The organism is Streptomyces sp. NRRL F-525, assembly GCF_000716605.1.
GTDB lineage: Bacteria > Actinomycetota > Actinomycetes > Streptomycetales > Streptomycetaceae > Streptomyces.
The window spans coordinates 1-24,564 of the sequence record NZ_JNXE01000016.1 but is presented as its reverse complement, the minus strand read 5'-3'; the positions used below and the strand labels follow the sequence as shown (position 1 = coordinate 24,564).

The 24,564-nt window shown below is 71.2% G+C and carries 25 protein-coding genes; 14 read left to right on the top strand and 11 right to left on the bottom strand.

What is annotated here, in order from left to right; all coding sequences use genetic code 11:
- Window positions 1-22: 22 nt before the first annotated feature.
- From OO69_RS22880 to manD, 4 genes are all read right to left on the bottom strand, one after another.
- Window positions 23-1,144 carry an L-idonate 5-dehydrogenase gene (locus tag OO69_RS22880; RefSeq protein WP_234444507.1) on the bottom strand — a complete coding sequence of 374 codons (1,122 nt, stop codon included), beginning with the start codon at window positions 1,142-1,144 and terminating at the stop codon, window positions 23-25.
- Entirely contained in the window at window positions 1,141-2,541 is a 1,401-nt protein-coding gene (locus tag OO69_RS22875) for an MFS transporter (protein ID WP_033282614.1), read from the bottom strand. The genes OO69_RS22880 and OO69_RS22875 overlap by 4 nt, the downstream gene beginning before the upstream one ends.
- Window positions 2,542-2,612: 71 nt before the next feature.
- Window positions 2,613-4,082 (bottom strand): mannitol dehydrogenase family protein, encoded by a 1,470-nt coding sequence (locus OO69_RS22870; protein WP_234444506.1) that lies wholly within the window; start codon window positions 4,080-4,082, stop codon window positions 2,613-2,615.
- Window positions 4,079-5,287, bottom strand: coding sequence for a D-mannonate dehydratase ManD (gene manD / locus OO69_RS22865; protein ID WP_033282613.1), 1,209 nt, complete (start codon window positions 5,285-5,287; stop codon window positions 4,079-4,081). The genes OO69_RS22870 and manD overlap by 4 nt, the downstream gene beginning before the upstream one ends.
- 122 nt (window positions 5,288-5,409) lie before the next feature.
- On the opposite strand from manD, the gene OO69_RS22860 reads away from it, so the two are divergent.
- Window positions 5,410-6,123, top strand: coding sequence for a GntR family transcriptional regulator (locus OO69_RS22860; protein WP_033282612.1), 714 nt, complete (start codon window positions 5,410-5,412; stop codon window positions 6,121-6,123).
- A 15-nt stretch (window positions 6,124-6,138) separates the two neighbouring features.
- On the opposite strand, the gene OO69_RS22855 is transcribed toward OO69_RS22860, so the two are convergent.
- Window positions 6,139-6,588, bottom strand: coding sequence for a MarR family winged helix-turn-helix transcriptional regulator (locus OO69_RS22855; protein ID WP_033282611.1), 450 nt, complete (start codon window positions 6,586-6,588; stop codon window positions 6,139-6,141).
- A gap of 93 nt (window positions 6,589-6,681) precedes the next feature.
- On the opposite strand from OO69_RS22855, the gene OO69_RS22850 reads away from it, so the two are divergent.
- From OO69_RS22850 to OO69_RS22820, 7 genes are all read left to right on the top strand, one after another.
- Window positions 6,682-7,776 carry an ABC transporter permease gene (locus tag OO69_RS22850; protein ID WP_033282610.1) on the top strand — a complete coding sequence of 365 codons (1,095 nt, stop codon included), beginning with the start codon at window positions 6,682-6,684 and terminating at the stop codon, window positions 7,774-7,776.
- 95 nt (window positions 7,777-7,871) lie between these two features.
- Window positions 7,872-9,302, top strand: a complete 1,431-nt coding sequence (gene lpdA / locus OO69_RS22845) for a dihydrolipoyl dehydrogenase (RefSeq protein ID WP_033282609.1) — start codon at window positions 7,872-7,874, stop codon at window positions 9,300-9,302.
- Between the two features lie 144 nt (window positions 9,303-9,446).
- Window positions 9,447-9,824, top strand: a complete 378-nt coding sequence (locus OO69_RS22840; protein ID WP_033282608.1) for a hypothetical protein — start codon at window positions 9,447-9,449, stop codon at window positions 9,822-9,824.
- Window positions 9,821-10,432, top strand: coding sequence for a class F sortase (locus OO69_RS22835; protein WP_033282607.1), 612 nt, complete (start codon window positions 9,821-9,823; stop codon window positions 10,430-10,432). Before OO69_RS22840 ends, OO69_RS22835 begins: the two co-directional genes overlap by 4 nt.
- Before the next feature lie 58 nt (window positions 10,433-10,490).
- Window positions 10,491-10,982, top strand: coding sequence for an RNA polymerase sigma factor (locus OO69_RS22830; protein ID WP_033282606.1), 492 nt, complete (start codon window positions 10,491-10,493; stop codon window positions 10,980-10,982).
- Entirely contained in the window at window positions 10,966-11,442 is a 477-nt protein-coding gene (locus tag OO69_RS22825) for a hypothetical protein (RefSeq protein WP_033282605.1), read from the top strand. The genes OO69_RS22830 and OO69_RS22825 overlap by 17 nt, the downstream gene beginning before the upstream one ends.
- Window positions 11,443-11,576: 134 nt before the next feature.
- Window positions 11,577-13,196: a carboxylesterase/lipase family protein gene (locus OO69_RS22820; RefSeq protein ID WP_234444505.1), complete on the top strand. Its 1,620-nt coding sequence runs from the start codon at window positions 11,577-11,579 to the stop codon at window positions 13,194-13,196.
- A gap of 15 nt (window positions 13,197-13,211) precedes the next feature.
- On the opposite strand, the gene OO69_RS22815 is transcribed toward OO69_RS22820, so the two are convergent.
- Complete coding sequence (locus OO69_RS22815) at window positions 13,212-13,904, bottom strand: IclR family transcriptional regulator (RefSeq protein ID WP_033282603.1); 693 nt, start codon at window positions 13,902-13,904, stop codon at window positions 13,212-13,214.
- A gap of 73 nt (window positions 13,905-13,977) precedes the next feature.
- Here OO69_RS22815 and OO69_RS22810 point away from each other — a divergent pair, with 73 nt between their 5' ends.
- Both OO69_RS22810 and OO69_RS22805 read left to right on the top strand, forming a co-directional pair.
- Window positions 13,978-14,622 (top strand): nitroreductase family protein, encoded by a 645-nt coding sequence (locus tag OO69_RS22810; RefSeq protein WP_033282602.1) that lies wholly within the window; start codon window positions 13,978-13,980, stop codon window positions 14,620-14,622.
- A 64-nt stretch (window positions 14,623-14,686) separates the two neighbouring features.
- Window positions 14,687-15,214, top strand: a complete 528-nt coding sequence (locus OO69_RS22805; protein WP_033282601.1) for a hypothetical protein — start codon at window positions 14,687-14,689, stop codon at window positions 15,212-15,214.
- Here OO69_RS22805 and OO69_RS22800 read toward each other — a convergent pair.
- Window positions 15,207-16,358 (bottom strand): serine hydrolase domain-containing protein, encoded by a 1,152-nt coding sequence (locus OO69_RS22800; RefSeq protein WP_033282600.1) that lies wholly within the window; start codon window positions 16,356-16,358, stop codon window positions 15,207-15,209. The genes OO69_RS22805 and OO69_RS22800 overlap by 8 nt on opposite strands.
- Window positions 16,359-16,689: 331 nt before the next feature.
- Between OO69_RS22800 and OO69_RS22795 the strand changes: the two genes are divergently transcribed.
- Complete coding sequence (locus OO69_RS22795; RefSeq protein WP_033282599.1) at window positions 16,690-17,979, top strand: alginate lyase family protein; 1,290 nt, start codon at window positions 16,690-16,692, stop codon at window positions 17,977-17,979.
- 32 nt (window positions 17,980-18,011) lie between these two features.
- Window positions 18,012-20,087, top strand: coding sequence for an RNA polymerase sigma factor (locus OO69_RS53060; RefSeq protein ID WP_037831839.1), 2,076 nt, complete (start codon window positions 18,012-18,014; stop codon window positions 20,085-20,087).
- Here the strand turns inward: OO69_RS53060 and OO69_RS22780 are convergent.
- Window positions 20,069-20,455, bottom strand: coding sequence for a winged helix-turn-helix transcriptional regulator (locus OO69_RS22780; RefSeq protein ID WP_078652537.1), 387 nt, complete (start codon window positions 20,453-20,455; stop codon window positions 20,069-20,071). The two genes, OO69_RS53060 and OO69_RS22780, sit on opposite strands and share 19 nt — an antisense overlap.
- 36 nt (window positions 20,456-20,491) lie before the next feature.
- Here OO69_RS22780 and OO69_RS22775 point away from each other — a divergent pair, with 36 nt between their 5' ends.
- Window positions 20,492-21,130, top strand: coding sequence for an NADPH-dependent F420 reductase (locus OO69_RS22775; protein ID WP_033282827.1), 639 nt, complete (start codon window positions 20,492-20,494; stop codon window positions 21,128-21,130).
- Window positions 21,131-21,143: 13 nt separating this feature from the next.
- Here OO69_RS22775 and OO69_RS22770 read toward each other — a convergent pair whose 3' ends face one another.
- The 3 genes from OO69_RS22770 to OO69_RS51975 form a co-directional block, all read right to left on the bottom strand.
- Window positions 21,144-21,830 (bottom strand): glycerophosphodiester phosphodiesterase, encoded by a 687-nt coding sequence (locus OO69_RS22770; RefSeq protein WP_033282598.1) that lies wholly within the window; start codon window positions 21,828-21,830, stop codon window positions 21,144-21,146.
- 20 nt (window positions 21,831-21,850) lie between these two features.
- Window positions 21,851-22,918, bottom strand: a complete 1,068-nt coding sequence (locus tag OO69_RS22765; protein WP_033282597.1) for an adenosine deaminase — start codon at window positions 22,916-22,918, stop codon at window positions 21,851-21,853.
- A 184-nt stretch (window positions 22,919-23,102) separates the two neighbouring features.
- Window positions 23,103-23,348: a hypothetical protein gene (locus tag OO69_RS51975; protein WP_158713412.1), complete on the bottom strand. Its 246-nt coding sequence runs from the start codon at window positions 23,346-23,348 to the stop codon at window positions 23,103-23,105.
- A gap of 166 nt (window positions 23,349-23,514) precedes the next feature.
- Here OO69_RS51975 and OO69_RS22760 point away from each other — a divergent pair, with 166 nt between their 5' ends.
- Complete coding sequence (locus OO69_RS22760) at window positions 23,515-24,318, top strand: DUF4190 domain-containing protein (protein WP_033282826.1); 804 nt, start codon at window positions 23,515-23,517, stop codon at window positions 24,316-24,318.
- Window positions 24,319-24,564 lie beyond the last annotated feature (246 nt).

Genomic DNA, 24,564 nt, shown 5'->3' with positions numbered 1-24,564 from the left:
CTTCCGAAGGGCGACCTGTTTGTCACGTACCGGAGTCGGACGTACCGGAGTGGGACGTATCAGAGTCGGACCAACCGGCGTCAGCCGCACCGGAGTTGGGCCCGCCACCCAACCGCAGCAGCACCTTGCTGCTCCCGCTCCCCGGATCCGCCGCCACCGCCAGCGCCTCCTCCGCCCGCTCCAGCGGGAACCGGTGCGTGATCACCGGCGACACGTCCAGCCCGTCCCGCAGGGCGCGCAGCGCGTCGTCGATCTCCTCGACGAAGCGGTAGGAGCCGATCCAGGTGATCTCGCGGGTGACCAGGTCACCGAGGGCCGCGGAGACCGCCGTACCGGGGAGGTTGCCGACCTGGACGAGGGTGCCGCCGCGCGCGGTGGACCGTAGGACCGGGCCCAGCGCCGAGGGGGCGCCGGACGCCTCGAAGACGACCTCGACGTCCTCCGGCAGGGACTCGCCGCGCGAGATGTCCCGCGTCTCGTCGGCGCCCATCGCGCGCGCTACGGCAAGGGAGTTGGCGGAGAGGTCGGCGGCGATGACGGTGCCCGCCCCGGAGTGTTTCGCCGCCGCGATCACCAACGAGCCGATGGGACCTGCCCCGTTGACCAGGACCGTCCGCCCGCGCAGCGCCGGCACCCGGCCCACGGCGTGCAGGGCGACCGCCAACGGCTCGGCCAGCGCGCCCTGTTGGGTGTCGACGCCGTCCGGCAGCGGGCGGACCTGGGCCGCGCGGACCGTACGGTATTCGCTGAACCCGCCGTCCGTGTGCGGGTCGAAGGCAGCCGAGCCGAAGTAACGGACGTGTGGGTAGAGGTTGGTGCGTCCGGAGATCCGGTCCGGGAGGACGCCGTCGCCCACCAACTGGGCCGGGTGGACGGTGACTTGCCGTCCCTCGTCCAGGCCGGTGACCCCGGCGCCGAGTGCCGCGATCCGGCCCGCGACCTCGTGGCCGAGGACCAGCGGGTGGGCCAACGAGGCGGTTCCGGACGCGCCGTTCTTCCAGTAGGCGATGTCCGATCCGCAGATCCCGCCCCACTCCAGCGCGAGCAGCACCTCGCCCGCGCCCGGCGTCGGCCGGTCCCGTTCGTCGATGCGGACGTCTCCGGGGCCGTGCACCACGACGGCCCTCATACGGCCCGTACTCATACGGCGTCCTCCAGTCGGACCAGGTCGCGTCCGCGTGTCTCGGGGGCGAGATACGCGCTGACGAGGGTGATGAGCGAGTAGACGATGAGCATCACCGCGATGGGCCACCAGCTGCCGGTGACGGCGGTGAGCGAGGCCGCGAGGACCGGGCCGATCGCGGTGGTGAGGATGCCGCCGACCTCCTTGGCGAGCGCGAGCTGGGTGAACCGGGTGCGGGAGCCGAAGAGTTCGGCCATCGTCACGCTCTCCAGCGAGAACAGGCCGAGGACCCCGACGTTCAGGCCGAGCACCATGCCGGACATCACCGCCGCCGCGGAGCCGGACGCGATGAGGAACATCACCGGGAAGGCGATCACGGCGGTCAGCAGCGAGAACGCCATGTAGACGGGGCGGCGTCCGTAGCGGTCGCCGAGCAGGCCCACGGCCGGCACGGTGGCGAAGCCGAGCAGCGAGCCGTAGACGATCGCGTCCGTGGGGACGGAGCGGCCGACCGAGAGGTTGGTGGCGATGTAGCCGACGAGGAACGTCTGGATCAGCCCGGAGTTGCCCGCCTGGCCCAGGCGCAGGCCGAGCGCGAGGAAGAACGCCCTGCCCTTGCGCTGGCGGATGTCCGCCGCGAGGACGTCGACCCGGTGTTCGCCCTCCTCGGCGATCGTGGACTCGACCTCGCCGCGGGTCATCGCCACGCCGTCGACGACATCGGCGCGTTCCTCGAAGACCGGGCTCTCCTTGAGGTCGCGTCGCAGCCAGACCGCGAAGAGCATGAGGACGAAGCTCAGCAGGAACGGCAACCGCCAGCCCCAGGCGAGGAGTTGGTCCTCGCTGAGCACGCCGATGAGGATGGCCCACAGACCCGACGCGGCGAGCGTCCCGGAGTTCGTGCCGAGCGACACCAGCGAGGCGATCAGGCCGCGCCTGCGCACCGGAGCGTACTCGGCGAGCAGCACGGTCGCCCCGGCTATCTCCGCCCCGGCGCCGAAGCCCTGCACCAGCCGCAGCAGGACCAGCAGGCTCGGCGCGAGGATGCCGATCGCGGCGTAGGTGGGCAGCGCGCCGATGAGGGTGGTGGACCCGCCCATCAGCAGGATGGTGATGACGAGGACCTTCTTGCGGCCGATCCGGTCGCCCATCCGCCCGAAGTAGACCGCACCGGCGAGGCGGGCGACGTAGCCGACGCCGTAGGTCGCCATCGCGGCGATCAGGCCGATGGCCGGGCTGACGTCCGGGAAGAAGATCTTGTTGAAGACGATCGCGGCGGCCAGCGAGTACAGCTGGAAGTCCATGAACTCCATGGCCGTACCGAGCCAGCCCGAGACGGCGGCCTTGGTGAGATCGCGGGTCGTGCGCCGGGCGGGCGGCGATGGTTCCGTGAGGGCGGGGACGGGGGTGTCCTGCATCATGAACTCCGTTGTTCGTGAGCCGAGTTGAGCGGGCGGACGGGCAGGGGAGTGGGCTTGGGGGCGGGGGTTCAGATCTCGATGCGGCCGGCGCGGAGGCCGGGCAGTCGGTCGGCGATCGCGGCGGTGAGCCGGTCGTCGTCGGCCAGGTCCGTGGCGCCGAGGACGCGCAGCAGTGCGCGAACCGTCTTCACGGGAGTGGTCGTCCCGTCCCAACAGGCGGCGAGGGCGTCGGCGGCGGGGTCGGTCGGTGCGTCGGTGTTCCGGGTGCTCCGGGTGCTCAACACCCAGGCGGCGAGGGCGAGTTCGAGCACTGGCGTGCCCGCGCCCCGTTCGCGCAGGCTGCGCAACGCGGGCAGCCAGCGTTCCGTGATCTTCAGCGAACCGTCGGAGCCGATCTGCCGCAGCAGGTGCCGCATCGCGGGATTGCGGAACCGTACGACGAGATCGTCGGCGTACGCGGACGGGTCGGGGCCGCCGGGCGGGAGCGTGGGCGCGACCTCCGCGCACAGCGCGCGGACCAGCCGCTCGCCCCAACTGGCCGCCATGGTCTCGGAGATGGTGGTGAGGCCCGCTGCCGTCCCCAGGTACGCGAGGGCGGAGTGGGAGCCGTTCAGCAGCCGCAGCTTCGTGAGCTGATACGGCGTCACATCCCTGACGAACAGGGCGCCGTCGAGTTCCCAGGGCGGCCGGGCGGCGGCGAAGGAGTCCTCCAGGACCCACTGCCGGTACGGTTCGGCCGTCACGGCGAGTTCGTCGCGTGCCCCGAGGGCGGTCGCGGCGGCCACGCGGTCGGCCTCGCTCGTCGCGGGCACGATCCGGTCGACCACCGTTGCGGGGAAGGCGACGGTCTCGGCGATCCGGTCCAGGATCCGGTGCCGGTCGGGCCAGTTGGACGCCTCGACGAACTCCCGTACCACCCGGCCGAGTACGGCGCCGTTGTCCGCCATGTTGTCGCAGGACACGACGCTGATCGGCGCGCCGCCCGCCCGTGCCCGCGCCGCCAGTCCAGCGGCCAGGGCCCCAACTGCCGTACTGAACGGGCCGTCAGGGCCGGCCGCGAGGTCGGCGGCGACGGCGGCCGTGTCCAACCCGCCTGTGGACGCGAGCCGTTGATAGCCCTTCTCGGTCACGGTCAGCGTCACCACCGTCACCTCGGGATCGGCGAGCAGCGCGTGGACCGCCTTGGCGTCCGGGCCCATGGTCAGCGCGTCGATCACCGAGCCGACGACCCGGGTGCGGGGGCCCTCCGGGCGGCGCTCGGTGAGCGAGTACAGGAAGTCCTGTTCGCGCAGGGCGCGTACGGTCGCCGCCGACCTCGGCGCCACGGCGGTGATGCCCCAGGGCTCGCCGGACAGCGCGGCGGCGTTCTCGGTGTAGACCGCCTGGTGGGCGCGGTGGAAGGCGCCGAGCCCGAAGTGGACTACATGGGTGCGGAGTTGGGCGGGGTCGACGGCGGGTCGTGTCTGCGGGGCGAGCGGTGCCGCACGGTTCAGTGCGGGGAGCCCGGCACCCCTCGCGGGAAGTCCGATGCCGCTCACCAGTCGTGCACCGACCCGTCGAGACGCCGCGCGACCGGAAGATAGCGCTGCTGGTACGGGAAACGCTCCGCCGCCTTCTCGTCGTACTCGACGCCCAACCCCGGTTCCTCCGAGGGATGGAGCATCCCGTCGGCGAACGTGACCCCGGTCCGGAACACCTCGGCCGCCTCGTCGGGATGGCCCATGTGCTCCTGGATGCCGAAGTTCGGCACGCTGATGTCGAGGTGCACCGCCGCCGCCATGCTGACGGGGGAGAGGTCGGTCGCGCCGTGCGAACCGGTCCGTACCTGGTACAGCGCGGCGAGGTCGAAGATCCGCCGCAGGTGGGTGATGCCGCCCGCGTGCACGACGGTGGTGCGGACGTAGTCGATGAGCTGCTCGGTGATGAGGTGCTGGACGTCCCAGATCGAGTTCATCACCTCGCCCACCGCGATCGGGGTCGTGGTGTGCTGCCGGATGAGCCGGAACGCCTCCTGGTTCTCGGCCGGAGTCGGGTCCTCCATCCAGAACAGCCGGCACGCCTCGACGCTCTTGCCGAACCGCGCCGCCTCGATCGGGGTGAGCCGGTGATGGACGTCGTGGAGGAGGTGGAAGCCGAAGCCGAAGCGTTCCCGGACGGCTTCCAGATACGTGGGCGCGAACCCCAAGTAGGCCTCGGTGTCCCAGGGTTGCTCGTCGGGCAGCTCGGTCGCGGCGGGTTCGTAGACCTTCCCCTTGCGGACGCCGTAGGTGCCGCCGACGTCGGGGACGGCGGCCTGCGCGCGGACGGCCTTGTAGCCCAACTCCAGGTAGCGCTCGACGTCGTCGAGGAGGGACGGCACGTCGGTGCCGCTGGCGTGCGAGTAGACGAGTACGCCGTCCCGGGAGCGGCCGCCGAGGAGCTGGTAGACGGGCAGGCCCGCGGTCTTGCCCTTGATGTCCCACAGCGCGGTGTCGACGGCCGCGATCGCCGTCATGGTGACCGGTCCGCGCCGCCAGTAGGCGCCTCGGTACAGGTACTGCCACATGTCCTCGATGCGGGCGGGGTCCTTGCCGATCAGCAGCGGGACCACGTGGTCGCGCAGATAGCTCGCCACGGCCAGTTCGCGTCCGTTGAGCGTGGCGTCGCCGAGGCCCGTCACACCGTCGTCCGTGGTGATGCGCAGCGTGACGAACGTGCGCCCGGGGGAGGCGACGAACACCTCGACGCGCTCGATCTTGCTCACGGGTGGCTCTCCTAACCGTGTCCTGTTGCCGGTCGACCGGGGTCCGCCGCCGGTCGCTCAGCACTTGTATACAAGCATGTGTCGGGAAGTGGCAATGGTCGCGTCACGGATACGATGGCCGCATGGCTCACTCGAATCGGGACCGCACCAGTCGGCGCGCGATCTATCTGAAACTGCGTCAGATGGTCCTGACCCTCGAACTCGCCCCGGGCGCAGCTCTGTCGGAGAACGAACTCGCGGCCTCGCTCGGTGTCAGCCGGACCCCGGTGCGGGAGAGCCTGATCCTGCTGTCGCAGGAGGGCCTGGTGCAGGTCTTCCCGAAGATCGGCTCGTTCGTCTCCCGGGTGGACCCGTCCCAGGTCGCCGACGCGCAGTTCCTGCGGGAGGCCGTCGAACTCGCCTCACTGGACGACCTGCCCGCCGCACTCGACCCCGAGGTCGACGGCGAACTCCGCGAGAACCTCGCCCGGCAGCAGCGCGCGGACCTCGGCCTGGAGGAGTTCTTCGACCTCGACGAGGCGTTCCACCAGGGCCTGATGCGGCTGAGCGGCCACGGCAACGTGTGGACCAACGTCGCCGCCGCCAAGGGCCACCTCGACCGGGCCCGCCGCCTCGGCCTCCACGAGAACGTCTCCCCGGCCGTCTTCGCCCGCCAGCACCGCGAGATCTACGACGCGGTCGTCGCCGGCGACATCCCGCTCGCCCGCGCCGCCATGCGCACCCATCTCCGGGCCGTCTTCAGCGACATCGAGCGCATCCGGGCGCATTCACCGGAGTTGTTCGCCAGCGGTCCTTCGACGGTGCCGGTGCGGCGCAACGTGGTGGTCTGGGAGTAACGCCTGTCCGGCTCTTCAGGACAGGTCGCCCTCCAGGGCGGAAGGGTTCAGCGACGCCAGCAGCTTGAGCAGTAGCGCGTGCGTCTGCTCCTGCTCCGCGGGCGTCAGCGCCTGAAGCGCCTCGGCGTGGGCGGCGTCCACCGTCTCCGCGGCCTCCGCCGCGAGCCGTACGCCGGCCTCGGTCGCGTGCAGGCGCTGGGTGCGCCGGTCGCCGGGTGTCGTACGCCGCTCCAGCATCCCGCGCTCGACCAGCCCGTTGACCGCCGTGCCCATCGACTGCGGGGTGATCGCCGCCCTGCGCGCGGCGGTCGCGCTGGAGACCCCCGGGTCGAGGACGGCCTGCATCAGGGCCCGGTGCTGGGCGAGCGTGAGCTGGAGCGGGCGCAGGGCGCGCTCCATCCGGGCCGCCATGATCTGGCCGATCTGCCAGGTGACGTACCCGGTGCGGCGGTCGGGATGGTTCACGGGGTGGACCTCTTTTGTAAGGCAGCTGATGGTGATGTACAAATATTATCAGTTGCCTTCTAATCTAGCGCCTCCTGATCTAGGACCCTCCCGATGTCCCAGCAAGCCACCACCCCGGTCACCGGCACCACCAGCTCCCCCCGACAGCCGCACAGGCACGCCCTCGACGTGGCCCACCCGCCCCCCGGCCCCGGAAACCTCCGCGCCGTCCTGCTCCCCGTGGCCGTCGTCCTGCTGATCGGCGCCGTGTTCGTCAGCGTCTACCTCGCCGCCTTCCACGCCCCGAGCCCGCACCAACTCCGCGTCGGCACAACGGAGATAGGCACCGCGCAGGCTCACCTGAACCAGGACCTCGACCGCATCGCCCCCGGCGGCTTCACCGTCGAGACGTACCCCGACGAGTCCGCCGCCCGGAACGCCGTACAGGACAGGAAGGTCTACGCGGCCTACCTCGGCGACGGAAAACTCCTCTACGGCAGCGCGAACGGCGCCGCCGTCACCGCGACCGTGACCACCGCCTTCGGCACCGTGGCCCATGCCGAGCAGCACGAACTCGCCGTCGAGGACGTCGCCCCGGCAGCGGCGGGCGACACCCGGGGCCTCTCCGTCTTCTACGCCGCCTTCGGCCTGGTCCTCGCGGGCTACCTCTTCGGCATGACGACCTACCAGCTCGCGCCCCGACTCCAGTACCGCTGGCGGATGGCCAGCCTGGCCCTGTTCAGCGTCATCGGCGGTCTCCTGATCGCCACGATCGCCGGAAGCACCGGCTTCGGCGCGCTGCCCGGCTCCTTCCTGCCGCTCGTCGTGGTGATCTCCCTGATGGGCGCGGCCGTAGCGGCCACGACCATGGTCCTGCTACGACTCTTCGGCTCGGCGGGCGTGACCCTCGCCTCGATCCTGATGCTGATCCTCGGCAACAGCAGCAGCGGCGGCATCATGCCGGCCGCGTATCTGCCGGGCTGGCTGCGCCCGCTCTCCGAGATCCTCCCGGTGGGCGTCGGTGTCCGCGCGATGCAGGGCCTGTCCCGCTTCCAGAACGACGGCCTGTCCCGCGCCCTGGTGATCCTCCCGGTGTGGGTGCTCGGCGCGGTCCTCGTGCTCTACCTCAAGGACGTGTACCGGCGCGGTACTCCGGCGCCGGGCGCGGGGGAGGGGCACGTTCCGCAGCCCGAGCCGGCGGCGGGCTGACCTCGCCGCGCGAGATCCGCCGACGAACGCGGCATCCTGGACACGTAGAGGATCTCCAGAAGGCCATGGACCTCACTGTGGGAAAGGATCTTTCGATGGACCAGCAGGACGCGCGGGACTCGCAGGACGAGCGGTTCGACGTCGTCGTACTCGGTGCGGGACCCGGCGGTTACGTCGCCGCCGTCCGCGCCGCCCAACTCGGCAAGCGGGTGGCCGTGGTCGAGGAGAAGTACTGGGGCGGTGTCTGTCTGAACGTGGGCTGCATCCCGACCAAGGCCCTGTTGCGCAACGCCGAGTTGGCGCACATCTTCACCCGTGAGGCGAAGACCTTCGGCATCAAGGTCGAGGGGGAGGTCTCCTTCGACTACGGCGAGGCGTTCCGCCGCAGCCGCCGGGTCGCGGACGGCCGGGTCAAGGGCGTCCACTACCTGATGAAGAAGAACAAGATCACGGAGATCGACGGCCGCGGCACCTTCCTCGACGCGAACACGCTCCAAGTGGCGGGCTACGACGGCGAGTCGCGCACCATCGGCTTCGACCACTGCATCATCGCCACCGGCGCCACCCCCAGGCTGCTGCCCGGCACCAAGCGCACCGCGCGCGTCGTGACGTACGAGGAGCAGATCCTCGCCGACGACCTCCCGCAGTCGATCGTCATCGCGGGCGCGGGCGCCATCGGCATCGAGTTCGCGTACGTGCTCCACAACTACGGCGTGAAGGTCACGATCGTCGAGTTCCTGGACCGGATGGCACCTCTCGAAGACATCGAGGTCTCCACCGAACTCGCCAAGCAGTACCGCAAGTTGGGCATCGACGTGCTCACCTCCACCCGCGTCGAGTCGATCGACGAGTCGGGCCCGCAGGTCCGCGTCACGGTCACCGGCAAGGACGGCGCCCAGCAGGTCCTGGAAGCCGACAAGGTGTTGCAGGCCATCGGCTTCGCCCCGAACGTCACCGGCTACGGCCTGGAGAACACGGGCGTACGGCTGACCGAGCGCGGCGCGATCGACGTCGACGGGCACTGCCGCACCTCCGTCCCGCACCTGTACGCCATCGGCGACGTCACCGCGAAGCTGATGCTCGCGCACGCCGCCGAGTCGATGGGGATCATCGCCGCCGAGACCCTCGCGGACGCGGAGACGATGGAGCTGGACTACGCGATGATCCCGCGCGCCACCTACTGCCAGCCGCAGATCGCCAGCTTCGGCTACACCGAGGCGCAGGCTCGGGAGTTGGGGCACGACGTCAAGGTCGCGAAGTTCCCGTTCACGGCGAACGGCAAGTCGCACGGCCTGGGCGACACCACCGGTTTCGTGAAGCTGATCAGCGACGCGAAGTACGGCGAACTCCTCGGCGGCCACCTCATCGGCCCCGACGTCACCGAACTCCTCCCCGAACTCACCCTGGCCCAGCAGTGGGACCTCACCGTCCACGAGGTCGCCCGCAACGTGCACGCCCACCCGACGCTCGGCGAGGCGGTCAAGGAAGCGGTGCACGGCCTCGCGGGACACATGATCAACATGTGAGCCGGACGGCCCCCGGCCGACTTTGCCAGCTCTTTACAACCCGCCCTTCCGCTGCCTCGTCTCTCCGCTCGATCACTGACCCGCCCCACCGCCGAACCGTCGTCCGACGGACCCGGTGGGGCGGCCGACGAGAGAGAGCGATCCATGCGCCGAACTGTCCTCAGCGCCCTGGCACTCACGTGCGGCGCGGTCCTGGCGTCCACCGCGCCCGCGTTCGCGGCCGGGGCCTCCGCGTCCCCGTCCGCGGCGCCGAGCGCCACCCAGGCGCCGACCCCGGCCCCCACCGCCGAACCCACCCGCAGCGCGAGCAGCGCACCCTCCGCCGTACCGTCCGCCGAGCCCACCCGGGCCCCGAGCCAGGTCGCCGAGGTGCCCAGCGGCGCCCCGGACACCGGTGTCACGACGGGGTCGAAGTCGTCCGACGACCTGACGACCGCGCTGGTCGGCGGGGGAGCCGCCGCGCTGGTCGTCGGCGGCGGCGCCTTCGTCGTCGTACGGCGCCGGAGGACGATCGGCGTATGACCTCGCTCTCCAGGCGCGCCTTCGTCACCGCGGCGACGGCGACGCTGCTCACCGGCTGCGGCGGCGGGCACACGATCACTCCGGCCGCGAACTCCGCCGCCCCGCAAGGGAGTTCGACACCCTCGCGGCAACCCGGCGCCAAGAAGGCACACGCCCTCACCCGCTCCGTCCCGGTCACCCTGCGCGTCCCGGCGATCGGGGTCGACACCCCGGTCATGCAGCTGGGGCTGGCGGCGGACGGCACCGTCCAGGTGCCGCCGATCACCGAGCACGACCGGGCGGGCTGGTACCGGCACTCGCCGACACCCGGCCAGACCGGGCCGTCGGTGATCCTCGGGCATGTGACCGTCGGCGCGTACGGGGACGGCGTCTTCCGCCATCTCGCGAAGCTGCGCGCGGGCGACCGGATCGAGGCGGGCCTGGAGAACGGCACGACGGCCACGTTCACCGTCACCACCGTACGGACGGTCGCCAAGGCCGAGTTCCCGTCGGACGAGGTGTACGGGAACGTGGACCGTCCCGAACTGCGTCTCATCACCTGCGGCGGGACCCGCACCGGTACGGGATACCTCGACAACGTGATCGTCTTCGCCACGCTGACCGGCTGAACTCCCTTACCCCGCACGCACTTTGCACGTACTTCGCACGTCACGACCATGGAGAGCGTTGAAACGGTCCCGCGAGAGGGCAGCGTCCGAACTGTTCGCCGCCGTCTACCCGCGCCTCGCCGGCTGGTGCCGCCGTCTCGTCGACGACGACGAGACGGCGCACGAGATCGCCTCCGAGGCGTTCACCCGGCTCTGGGCCCGGTGGACGAAGGTGGCGGAACCGCGCGGCTTCCTCTACGTCACCGCGGCCAACCTCGTCCGGGACCACTGGCGCAAACTGGAGCGCGAGCGCCGGGCCGTGCGCCGGGTCACCACCGAGGAGGCGATCCGCCCGCCGACCGAACAGACCGACCCCTCCGTACGGCTGCTCGTGCAGTCCCTGCCCGAACGACTGCGCGTCCCGATCCTCCTGCACTACTACGCTGACATGCCGATCCGGGAGGTGTCCGTGCTGACCGGACGCAAGGAAGGAACCATCAAGGCCGACCTCCACGCGGCCCGCGAACTGCTCCGCGCCCATCTGAGGAGAAGCCTTGACCACACACTTTGACGAGGGAGACGAGGGCCCGGACATCGACCCCGACGACCCCCTCACGGTCATCCTGCGCCCCTCCTCCGCCGAGTACCTCGGCCCGCCGCCCGGCCGCTACGAGACGATCCGCCGCGGTGCCAACCGCCGCCGCCTGCTCCGCGCGACGGTCGGCGCCGGCGCGACCTGCGCGGTGATCGTCCTCGCCGCCCTCCCGTTCCGCCTGGCCCACCACGACTCTCCTACGACCCCCACGGTCCCGCTCGCCCCACCTCCCGCGAGCAGTGCTCCTACGACCCCGCCGTCCCCGGATCCGTCCGCGACGCAGGTACCCGCACCGAGGGCGAGCGCGAGCCAGAGTTCCTCCGCCGACCCCCGGAACCCGAGCCGCACACCGGTCCCCACCATGGAACCGTCCAGGGCCCCGACGGCATCGGCATCGGCGCCTTCGTCGGCGCCTTCGACGATCGCTGGTCGGTAACTCCCGCGCCCACAGGGGCATTTGCAGCCAATCCTGTCGCACATCTTGCCGACAATATTGCCGAGACGTTACACAAGTGGGTCATGGGAAGGACGACCACACTCCGCAGTAGAGTCCGCACCACTCTGGCAACCGTGAGCGTGCTCGGCCTCGGGCTGCTGTCCCCGATCGCCGTCCACGCACTGAAGTCCCCTCCCGCACAAGGGAGTTCACCCGGCTCGTCGCTGGTGGTCACCACCGCCGCGGGCAAGGTCAAGGGCGAGGCCCAGACCGGATACGACGCCTGGCTCGGCATCCCGTACGCCGCCACCCCCACCGCCGCCCACCGCTGGACCGCCCCTCGGCCCGCCTCCGCCTGGAGCGGCATCCGCGACGCGACCCGCTTCAGTGACCGCTGCGCCCAGGCCTCCGGCTGGGACCCCGGCTACGAGAAGGCGATCACGACTGAGGACTGCCTGGACCTCAACGTCTATGCGCCACAAGGGAGTAGGACAGACACCCCGGTCGTCGTGTGGATCCACGGCGGCGGTTTCACCGGCGGCGCGGGCCAGGACACCAACCCGCGCAAGTTCGTCCAGCAGACGGGCGCGATCGTCGTCACCGTCAATTACCGCCTGGGCCCGCTCGGTTACCTCAACCTGCCGCAACTCCGCGCCGAGAACGCCAACGGCGCCGGAAACTACGGCCTGTTGGACCAGCAGACGGCACTGCGCTGGGTGCGGTCCAACATCGGGCGCTTCGGCGGCGACGCCGGGAACGTCACCATCGCGGGCCAGTCCGCGGGCGGCAGTTCGGTCTGCGACCAGCTCGCCTCGCCCACCGCCAAGGGCCTGTTCGCGCGGGCGGTCATCATGAGCGGCGGCTGCGCCCTCCAGTCGGCGGCGGCCGGTGAGACGCAGAGCCAGGCCTTCGTCAAGGAGATCGGCTGCGCCACCGCCTCCGACGTCCTCGCCTGCCTGCGCGCCAAGCCCGCCTCGGCGATCGTCGCCGCCCAACTGAAGGCCCCGGTCCGCCCGTCCCTCGGCGGCACCGCGTTCCCCCTCGACCCGGGAACGGCCGTACAGACGGGGAACTTCACCAAGGTCCCGGTCATGCTGGGCCAGACCAACAGCGAACGCGGCCTGTTCACCTTCCAGGCCTACGACTACCTCGGCACCCCCATGACCGCCGACCAGTACACCCAGGCAGTGAAGTCGACGTACGGCACCAACGCCGACAAGGTCCTCGCCGAGTACCCGCTCTCGGCCTACCCCACCCCGGGCCAGGCCTGGACCGCCGTCCAGAACGGCTCGACCTCCTACGACCGCCAACAGCTGATGGCACGGCTGTCGAGGTGGGTGCCGACGTACGCCTACGAGTTCGCCGAGAGCGACACCCCGCACTTCACCTCGATCTACCGCCTCCAGCAACAGAGCGCCACGGCAAGGGACTTCCCCTTCGGCGGAGCCATCCACGTCGACGACCTCGGCTACCTCTGGGACTACCTCGGCCAGACGCTGCCCTACGACGACGACCAACTGGAGCTGTCCCGCCAGATGATCACCTTCTGGGACCACTTCACCGAGACCGGCACCCCGAACGGCTCCGGCACCCCGACCTGGCCGAAGTACAGCACCAAGACAGGGGAGTTGATGTCCCTGAAGGCCTGCGACACGGCCCCGTCGAGCAACAAGCCCCCGGCGGCCTGCTCCAAGGTCACCGGTGACTTCGCGCAGGAGCACGACCTGGACTTCTGGCGGAGCCTCGGGTCGTAGCGACGACACCCGCCGTCACGCCCGCCCCGTGCCCGACGACTCGTCGAGCACGCGGCGGACGGCGACGGCGGCCTCCCGCACGGCGGCGTCCAAGCGGTCGTACGGCGTGCTAGTCGCCGCCGTGACCGAGACGGCCGCCACCGTGATGCCAGCCCTCAACACCGGTGCCGCCAGGGACAGTTCGCCCAGTCGGTACTCCTCGTGCGCGGCGGCGAGGCCCGTGGCGCGGACCCGGGCGAGCTGGGCGCCGAGGGCGCCCGGCGCGGTCACCGTGTGCCGGGTGTGGCGTTCGACGGTGGCCGGCGGGCCGTGTCCGTGGGCGAGCAGTACCTTGCCCGCGGCCGTCGCGTACAGCGGCAGCCGTTCACCGCTGACCAGGCACAACGCCGTACCCTCCGCCGGAACGGCGACATCCGCGTGCCCTCCCGTACGCGCGGACAGCGCACGGAGCGCGGGCAGCGCCGCGTCCAGCAGCCCACGAGGGCAGGGTGCCGCCGCGCCGAGCGCCCGGATGCGGGTGCCCAGGCGGTAGGAGCCGTCGGCCGCCCGCTCCAGCCCACCCCACGTCACCAGCTCCCGGACCATCCGCAGCGCGGTGGGCACCGGGAGCCCCGTCCGCCGCGCGATGTCCGTCAGCCGCAGGGTGTCCGGTGCGCCCGCGAAGGCGTCCAGCACCGAGAAGACCCGCCCCGCCACGCTCTCGGCCACTCCGCACCCCACGTTTTCATCCAGTGAAAGCCGGACGTTGTCGCCGCCCGGCACGTCCCGCGAAGGTCAACGCATGACTCTCGACCTCTCTTCCGAAGAGCTTCTGTCCACCACCCGGGCCGTCCGCCACCGCCTCGACCTCACCCGGCCCGTACCCCGTCAACTCCTCGAAGAATGCGTCGACTTGGCGGTACAGGCGCCGACCGGACGCAACCGCCAGCGCTGGCACTTCGTCATCGTCACCGACCCGGAGCGGCGGGCCGCCCTCGCGGAGGTGTGGCGGGCCGGGGTGAGCACGCCGGGTGTCTCCGACCCCGTCCCGGAGCGCGACGTGCGCCGGGCGGGCGTCGCGCACATGGAGCGGGTGTACTCCGGCGCCGCCCACCTCTACGAGCACCTCCACGAGGTCCCGGCGATCGTCGTCCCGTGCGTGGAGGGCCGCACCGACCACGCACCCGTGCTCCGCCAGGCGGGCACCTGGGGATCCATCCTCCCGGCCGTGTGGAGCTTCATGCTCGCCGCCCGCGCCCGGGGCCTCGGCACCTGCTGGACCACGGGCAACCTCGTCCACGAGAGGGAGGCGGCCCGTGTCCTCGGCATCCCGTACGACGACGTGATGCAGGCGGCCCTCATCCCCGTCGCGTACACCCTCGGCACGGATTTCCGGCCGGCCCGCCGTGTCCCTCGCGAGGAGGTCCTCCACTGGGACGCGTGGTGACGCGGCGGAGAAGCCGTTCCGGGATTGTTTTGAACGTGTTCAATTCTCGGCGTACGCTGCTGCCATGAGCGACAGAGCCGCCCTCCTGAAGGGCATCCGCGCCTGGCTGGTCCTGTTCGTCGTCTGCCTGGTGCTCAGCGGCGCCACCGCCTTCCCGCTGGTCCACGAACTCCGCTGGACCGAGGACGTGTTGAGGTCCCTGTCCGTACCGCACTACCTGCCCACCCTCATGGACTGGATCGTGCAGGTACGCCAGGGACTCGACACCGCCGACACCGACTACCCCTTCCTCCTCTACGGCACCGACTGGCTGGCCTTCGCCCACCTCGTCATCGCGGTCGCCTTCTACGGCCCCTACCGCGACCCGGTCCGCAACATCTGGGTCGTCGAGTTCGCGATGATCGCCTGCGCCGGGATCGTTCCGCTGGCCCTGATCTGCGGGCCGATCCGCGGAATTCCCTTCTGGTGGACGGTGATCGACATGTCCTTCGGGGTCGTCGGGATCGTCCCGCTGTACGTCGTACGGAGGAAGATCAAGCGACTGGAGGCCGTGACGCTCGCGGCAACTCCCGCCCTCGCGACGGCTACTTGAGCGCCGCCAGCGCGATCCGTTCCGCCACCGCGTTCATCGACTCGCCCTTCGCGTCCGTGGAGTTGACCGAGTAGACGAGGGTGCGGGAGAGGTCGCGGGTGGCGAGGACCACGGCGCTGTAGCCGTACCGGGAGCCCGACTTGAGCCAGTACACCTTGCCGCCGTACTCGAAGCGCTGGAGCCCCGCGCTGTAACTGGCGCCCTCGATGCCCGCCGGGACCGTGAACATCTCCCGCAGCTGTGGGCCCGGCACGATCCGGCCCCGGAACAGCGAAGTGATCAGCCGCTCCAGGTCGGCGGTCGTCGAGATCATGTCGCCGGCCGCCCAGCGGTCCGCCTGGTTCCAGTCGGTGACGTCCACGAACTGCTGTGTGCCGTCGGCCTGTTGGACCAGCTGGTAGCCGTGGTTGTGCGGGCCCCGGATGCGCGGGTCGGTGCCGGGGAAGTACGTGTCTCGCATGCCCGCCGGGCGCAGGACGAGCCGGGTGGCCTCCGAGGCGTACGAGTGGCCCGTCACCCTTTCGATCAGCAGGCCGAGGATCGTGTAGTTGATGTTCAGGTAGTCCTGCCGCTCGCCGGGGCTGAACTCCGGGCCCTTCGCCACCGCAGACGCCACCACCTGTCTCGGCGTGAGGGTGTCGAAGCGGTGCGCGTACTGGTCCTCGAAGGCGTCCCCGAAGCCGTCACCGGCCTGGATGCCGCTGGTGTGGTTCAGCAACTGCCGTACGGAGATGGGCTCGAAGGTCTTGGGGAGCAGCCCCGGGAGGTAGTGCTGGATGGGGGTGTCCAGGTCGACCTGCCCCCGCGCCGCGAGCCGCAGCACGGTCGCCGCCGTCACGATCTTCGTCGTCGAACCCGCCCGGAAGCGCGCGTCGGGGTCGGCGGCCGTACCGCTCTCCAGGTCGTGCACACCCGAACTGCCGCGCCAGGTCCCGTCGGTGCCGCCCACCCGTACGAGAGCCGCCGTCGCGTCGGAGTTCGGGAGCCCGGTGAGCGCGGCGCGCAGTGCTTCGGCGTCCGGCGCGGTCGTCTGCCGTGCGGTGGCCGACGGGGGCGCGGCGAACGCGGGGGCCGCCAACGGGCCTGCCGCGAGGGCGAGTACGAGGGAGGCGGTGAGGACGGTGGTGCGACGGCGGGGGCGCATCGGCTGCTCCTGGGATCTCCGGCGGGTGTCGGTGATCAGCCTCGTCCTGCGGGGTCGTAGGCGGATCGTCGGCGAGGAGGGTGCCGACCCTGGTGCGGCCCGGAGCAACTGCCGTACAGGGCGCGTGGGTTGTGGGGGATGCCCCCTACGGGATCCAACTCGGCGTGGCGAACCGGGAGTTGGAGACGGAGCTGAAGCCGGGGTTGAAACCGGCGTCGAATCCGACGTTGAAACCGACGTTGAACTCGACGCCGGAAAAACTGTTATCGCGGAAGCCTTCACTCCGTCTCCCTCTGCGTCCCCAGTCTCCTCACGCACCGGAGCCACCCACATGGCCACCAGCGCACGCAAGCCCACCAACAAGCACCGCCTCACCCGCCGGGGCCTCTTCACCCTCGGCGGCGGAGTCGCGGCGGCGGGAGTGGTCGGCGGCGGGATCGCCGCGTTCTCCGGGGGAGGGGCGGACGCCGCGCAGACCGGTACAGCCACCGCCGTCGGCACCGCCACCGCCCGGCCGCAGGCCCTCGCGCACCCGGGCATGCTGCACAACGCCGGCGACCTGCACCGCGCCAAGGTCCGCGTCGCCGCCCGCAAGGACCCCTGGCTGAAGGGCTGGACGCGGCTCACCGACAACCGCCATTCCGCGAGCACCTGGGTGCCCCGCCCGCAGGCCGTCGTCGTACGCGGCGGCACCGGCCAGAACTACGTCACGATGTACAACGACATCCACGCCGCCTACCAGAACGCCCTGCGCTGGAAGATCGGCGGCACCAAGGCCAACGGTGACACCGCCGTCGCCATCCTCAACGCCTGGTCGGCCACGCTGACTTCGGTCAACGGCAACGCCGACCGCTTCCTGGCCGCCGGCATCTATGGCTACCAGTTCGCGAACGCCGCCGAACTCGTCCGCGACCACCCGCACTTCGAGTTCGCCCGCTTCAAGAAGATGATGCGCACGGTGTTCACGCCGATGAACATCGACTTCCTCACCCGCCACAACACCGCCAACATCACTAATTACTGGGCTAATTGGGACCTCTGCAACGTCGCGTCCCTCATGGCGACCGGCATCCTCTGCGACGACCGCGCCACTTTCCAGCGCGCGGTCACCTACATGAAGTCCGGCGCGGGCAACGGCTCGTTCAGGCACGCCATCCCCTTCGTCTACGCCGGCCAGGGCCTCGCCCAGTGGCAGGAGAGCGGCCGCGACCAGGGCCACACGATGATGGGCATGGGCCTCATGGGCGCGATCTGCGAGATGGCCTGGAACCAGGACGTCGACCTCTACGGCTACCTCGACAACCGGTTCATGAAGGCCGCCGAGTACGTCGCCAAGTACAACCTCGGCGCGGCCGTGCCCTTCACGACGTACGGCTGGCGCATGGGTCAGGGCAACGGCAAGTACATGGAACAGCCTGTGATCTCCGACATAGCGCGGGGCGCCGTTCGCCCGGTTTGGGAGATTCTGTACAACCACTACGGCCGCCGACGGCGCCTCTCCACCCCGTTCATCACTCTCATGGCTGAGAAGGTGCGTGCGGAGGGCGGTGGCGGTGACTACGGCCCGAACAGCGGCGGTTTCGACCAACTGGGCTTCGGGACACTGCTGTACAGCAAGTGACATCGGGTGAGGCCGGGAGGGCGGGGAGCGACATGGACGGGCGGCAGTGGCGCTCCACCATCGCGGCGGCGCAGGCCGGTGACCGGCGGGCGCTGGACGAACTGGTCGCGGGCTGGCTGCCGTTGGTCTACAACGTGGTCGGCCGCGCCCTCAACGGCCATGCGGACGTGGACGACGTGGTCCAGGAGACGATGCTCCGCGCCGTCGACCACCTCGGCTCGCTCCGCGACCCCGACAGCTTCCGCTCCTGGCTGGTGGCGATAGCCATGCGCCAGATCCGCGACCGGGCACGCCGCCGCAAATCCCCCGACCAACTGCCGGACGGTCTACCGGGAGACGCCGCCGACTTCGCCGAACTCACCGTCCTACGGCTCCAGTTGGAGGGCCAGCGGCGCGAGGTCGCGGAGGCGGTGCGCTGGCTCGACGACGAGGACCGCCAGCTTCTCTCCCTGTGGTGGCTGGAGGTGGCGGGCGAACTCACCCGCCGCGAACTGGCGTCGGCGCTCGGCATCAGCCGCCAGCACGCGGCGGTCCGCGTCCAGCGCATGAAGGAACGCCTGGAGACCGCCCGGGGTGTCGTCCGCGCCCTCGACGGCGCCTGCCCCGACCTCCGCGACCTCACCGCCCGCTGGGACGGCCGCCGCGACTCGGTCTGGCGCAAACGCCTGGCCCGGCACCTGCGCGGCTGCGCCTACTGCGGCGACCCCCGCGAGTCCGTCGTCCCCGCGGAACGCCTCCTTGTCGGCATCGCCCTCGTTCCGCTGCCGCTGGGCTTCACGCTGTCGCTGGCGTTCGGGGCGAAGACGGCGGCGGCTGCGGCGGGCGTCGCCGGGGCTGCCTTTGGGGTTGGGGCGAGTGGGGTGGGTGGGGTGGCGGGTGCCGGTGGGGTTACAGGGGCGGCAGGGTTCGCGGGCTCGGTGGGTGCGTCTGGTGTTGCCGGTTCCGCCGGGGTTTCTGGCGTTGCGGGTGCCGTCGGTTCCGCGGGCGCGGTCGGCTCGGCGGGAGCCGTAGGAGCGGCGGGTTCCGTGGGCTCGGCGGGAGCGGCCGGGACGGTCGGCGCGGCGGGAGCTTCGGGCGTCGGAGGGGCGGCAGGGGGCGTCGGTGCGTCCGGCGTCGGAGGTTCGGCAGGGGCTGCGGGCGCGTCCGGCGTCGCGGGTTCGGCGGGAGCTTCCGGAGCGGCAGGCTCCGCCGGAGTCGCCGGTTCGGCCGGTGCTCCCGCCGGCTGGTCCGCCAAGTTGCTCGGGGTGCTGACCAAGCCCGCCGTCGCCGTGGCGGCCGGCGCGACGATCGCCGCAGGCGGTGTCTACGTCGTCACCCAGTCCCCGAACGACCCACCCCCGAAGACCCTCACCCCCACCGCCGCAGCCACCACACCCGGCCCGGGAACCGACACCCCGACGACCCCCACGTCACCCTCACCGTCCACATCCGAGTCGTCCTCCCCGTCTCCCTCCCCCTCCCCGTCGAAGACGGCCACCGGCCCGTACGGCTCGGTCGTCGACGCCGTGGACCGGGCGCCGGACCCCAACACCCAGCCTGCAGCCCTCCCGCACCGCCCCGCGTCCGGCGTCACCAGCACCGGCGGCGCGCACGCCACGATGAACCATCGCGGGGACAACGTGACGCTCAGCGGCCAGGGTTACGTCCTGGTCCGCTGGCAGATCTCGCCGCAGTACCGCAACGGCGCGGTGGTGATGCCGAGTTGGACCGCCCTGAAGGGCAAGCTGTTCCACGTGGCCTCGGGCGGCGGCCGCCGCATGGACGACCCGGTCAGCCCCACCGACACCACCGCCACCGGCATGGGCAGCTCCACCACCGGCTACGACGTCCTGCCCACCGGCACCCAACAGATGTGGCAGAACGAGTACTTCTACGTCGACGGCAGCGTCACCCTCACCGTCAACGAACGCGGCGCCGACTACGGCCTCAACGTCTTCCCCACCACCTGGGACGCCGTGGAGCAGGACATCACCACCGGCCCCACCCAGGGTGCGACCCGCTACGGCCTGACCCGGGACACCGGCAAGGACGACACCCCGATACCCCAGTACGTCACCCGCACGACCCCGGCCGACCCGGCGACCGTGCCTCAGGAGTCCCGCGTGTAGTCGTCCTGCGCGGCCATGACCTCGTCCCCGTGCTCGAAGGCCCACGCCCCGAACGCGTCGATCGGGTCGAGCAACGTCCGCCCCAGCGCGGTGAGTTCGTACTCCACACGGGGCGGCGAACCACCGTACGACCGCCGCGCCACGAGCCCGTTGAACTCCAGCCGCCGCAGCGTCTCCGTCAACACCTTCTGGCTGATCCCGCCGATCAGCCCGCGCAGCTCACCCGGCCGACGAGGCTCGTGCCGTAGCGCCCAAATCACCACACAGTTCCAGGTGTTGCCCAACAGATCGAAGGCGAGCCGGGCCCGGCAGTCGGCGAGAAACATCGAGTTCGTCTGGTCCGTCACGTCTGAGGTCACGCACCACATGGTGCCCGAGCGGTTTCCTACCGTCATGGCATGAAGATGCGCATAGGAATTCTGGGCACTGGCGGCATGGCGGACGCCCTGGGTACGCAGTGGATCCGGGCCGGACACGAAGTGCTGTTCGGCGGGCGGGACTTGGGGCGGGCGGAGGCGCTGGCCCGGCGGCGGGGAGGTGTGTCCGGCAGCCTCCGCGAGGCCGCCGACTTCGGCACCGGCGCCGTACTCGTCGCGTTGCCGTGGGACGTAGCGACGGAAGTGGCCCGGCAACTCCCCTTGGCCGGAAGGGTGTTGATCGACTGCACGAACCCCGTCGGCGCCGGCTTCCGACTGCTCACCGCGGGCGGTCCCTCCGCCGCAGCGCAACTCGCCGCCGCCGCAGGCCCGGAGGCCCGTGTCGTCAAGGCGTTCAACCTCTGCCACGAGGACGTCTGGCGCCTGACACCCCCGGTGTTCGACGGCCGCCCGCTCGGGGTTCCGCTGAGCGGGGACGACGCCGAAGCGCTCGCGGTCGTAGGGGAGTTGGTGCGGGAAGTGGGCTGTGTGCCGTTCGCGGCGGGGGAGTTGGAACAGGGCGCGGGGTTGCTGGAGGCGACCGCCGCGCTGTTGATCCGGCTGTGGGTGGGGGAGGGGGTGGACGCTCAATCGATCGCCCCGCCAAGGGAGTTGGCGGGGCGATGACGAGGTGCGTCTCTCAGCCCTTCTTCCTGAGCCCGCAGAGCACGTCGACGCGATTGGTGGTGATCGAGTCGACGCCCATGTCGAGGAGGCGGCGCATCGAGCGGCGAGTGTCCGGGGTCCAGACGGAGAGGAGATAGCCCTCGCGGTGGACGTGCGCGGTGAGGTCCCGATCGACCAGTGTGAAGCGGTAGTTGAGCCAGCGCGGCCGTACCGCTTCGAGCACCGCGGGGCGCGGGGGAGCGAGTGAGGTCCAGGTCAGGGCGATCTCGGCGGACGGGTCGGCCGCGCGGACGGCGAGCATGGCGTCGGCGCCCGCGCAGTAGTACACGCGGTCCTCCGCGCCGTACTCGCGGATCTCGTCCACGATCCTGCGTACGGTCCGCGGGTCGGCGGGGCCGGGCAGGTCGACCATCACCCGGCTGCCCTCGGTCGCGGCGAGCGCCTCGACCAGCGTCGGCACGCGACCCTCTGTGAGCCCGCGCACCTCGTCCACCGACAGTGAGGCCAGCGGCCGTTCCAGCTCCCACAGCCGTTTCAGCGTCTCGTCGTGCAGCAGCACGGGGACGCCGTCACGGGTCAGCCGTACGTCGAACTCGACGGCGTCCGCGCCCTGGTCGAGCGCGGAACGCAGCGAGCCGATGGTGTTCTCGCGGACACGGTAGGGGTCGCCGCGATGGCCCACGGCGGTCACGTTCTGCATGGGCCCATTCTGCGGGTTGGTCAGGGGGCCAGCCATGCCGAGGTGTAGGTGTCGATCTCGTCGTTGATACGGGTCTTGCCGACCGCGTCGAGGAAGGAGGCCTGTACGGCGTTCTTCGCGAGGTCGGCGACACCGCGTTCGTCGAGGTCGAGGAGGCGGGCGGCGACCGCGTACTCGTTGTTGAGGTCGGTGCCGAACATCGGCGGGTCGTCGGAGTTGATCGTGACGAGGACCCCGGCGCGGACGAACTCCTTGATCGGGTGCTCGTCGAGCGTGCGGACCGCGCGGGTCGCGATGTTGGAGGTCGGGCAGACCTCCAGCGCGATGCCGTGCTCGGCGAGATGCGCGAGCAGCTTGGGGTCCTGGGCGGAGGTGGTGCCGTGGCCGATGCGCTCGGCGCGCAGGTCGTTCAGGGCGTCCCAGACCGTCTCGGGGCCGGTGGTCTCGCCGGCGTGCGGGACGGAGTGCAGGCCGGCGGCGATGGCCCGGTCGAAGTACGGCTTGAACTGCGGCCGGGGCACGCCGATCTCGGGCCCGCCGAGCCCGAACGACACGAGCCCCTCCGGCCGTACCCGGTCCTCGGTCGCGAGCCGCGCGGTCTCCTCGGCGGCCTCGAGCCCGGCCTCGCCGGGGATGTCGAAGCACCACCGCAGCACGGTCCCGAACTCCGCCTCCGCCGCCTTGCGGGCGTCCTCGATCGCGTCCATGAAGGCCCGCTCGTCGATCCCGCGCCGGGTCGAGGAGAACGGCGTGATGGTCAACTCGGCGTACCGCACCTGCTGCCGGGCCATGTCCCGGGCGACCTCGTAGGTCAGCAGCCGTACGTCCTCCGGCGTGCGGATCAGATCCACGACGGACAGATATACGTCGATGAAGTGCGCGAAGTCCGTGAAGCTGAAGTAGTCGACCAGGGCCTCGGGGTCGGTGGGCACCCTGGAGTCGGAGTGCCGGGCGGCCAGCTCCGAGACGATCCGCGGGGAGGCGGAGCCGACGTGATGGACATGCAGTTCGGCCTTCGGCAGCCCGGCGATAAAGGCGTGCAGGTCACGGGCGTGGCCGGCGGCGGGTGCGGCGCGGTGGTCGGACAAGGTTCCTCCCCGGAACGGCGTCCCGGGCGGTGCCGTGCGGGACGCGGGTGATCGGCTGATCGATTCCTCGGGATCATCGTAGGCCGGGGAGGGGGTGGGTGGATTGGGGTCGTTGCCGGGTGCGGGTGTGTGGGGGCTGGGCGCGCAGTTCCCCGCGCCCCTGAGGGGGTCGGGGTGGGCCGGGTCAGAGGCCGCGGGGGTGCCGGGGCGCAGGGGTGGTCGGCGGGTCGGGGTCGTGGCGGTACGGCCAGCCCGCCGCCTCGGGGCCCTTCGGTTTGCTACCACGGTGGGGCGGGGTTGGTGCCGGGTACGCGGCGGGCTGCGCCGTACCGCCACGACCCGCTCCCGTCTCGTTGGCGGCCGCGGGTGCGTGGGCCATCCCGGCTGGTTCCGGGTGGGGATACGCGATCACGGGCACGGGCACGGGCATGGGAACACCCACGGGGAGGGGGCGTCAGGCTGGGGGCGGAGTTGTACAAGGGGTTGGGGTCCGGTGATGCCGACGGCGTCCGGGGCCAGCCCGTGTGGCGGAGCTGGTCCGGGGACGCTCTAGCATGGTCGGTCTGACGATCGACCGACGGGGACGGGGACGGAACATGGGGGACCAGACACAGCCGGACGCAGGTGCGGGAGCGGGCGCGAACCGCGACCCGTGGGCACCGCCGGAGAGCAAGCCGTCGCTGGAGAAGAGTGTGCCGCAGCAGCCGGCGCCCGGGCAGTGGGACGCTCCGCAGGACCAGCAGCCCCCGCCGCAGTCACCGTCCGTGCACAACCAGGCGACCGTGACCGCCATGCCGGCCGAGGGCTTCGCCCCGCCTGCTTCCGCCGCCCCCGGCACCCCCAGCTACGGCCCACCCGGCACACCCCCGGGCCTCCCCGCCTACGGCGCTCCCGGCTACGGCCAGCCCGGCCCACCGAACGGCCCCGGCCCCGGAATGCCCGGCGGCCCGGGAATGCCCGGCGGCCCGGGAATGCCAGGCGGCCCCGGCATGTCCAACGGCTACGGCTACCCCGGTTACCCGCAGGGCTACGGCTGGCCCGGTATGCCGATGGCCCCGCAGAACAACATGGGCACCGCGGCGATGGTGCTGGGCATCCTGTCCTGCTGCCTGTTCTGCGTCTACGGCATCGTCTCCCTGGTCCTCGGCGTCACCGCGATCATCCTCGGCGCCAAGGGCAAGAAGCGCGCCGACCGGGGCGAGGCCACGAACCGCGGTCAGGCCCAGGCGGGTTTCATCACAGGCATCATCGGAACCGTCTTGGGTGTCCTCACGGCCGTCGCGCTGATCGTCACCATCGTGTTCGCCATCAACCACGGCGACAGCACCGACACCACGGACTCGGACCCCTTCTACAACTCAGCCCCCAGCCTGCCTGCCCCGGCTCAGCCCCAGACCTGACCCCACCCAGGCAGGAGCCCCACCTCACACCCACGGCAGCCGGCCCCGGCACACACCGGCTCCCCGTGCCCGTGCCCGTGATCGCGTATCCCCACCCGGAACCAGCCGGGATGGCCCACACACCCGCAGCCGCCAACGAGACGGGAGCGGGTCGTGGCGGTACGGCGCAGCCCGCCGCGTACCCGGCACCAACCCCGCCCCACCGTGGTGACAAACCGAAGGGCCCCGAGGCGGCGGGCTGGCCGT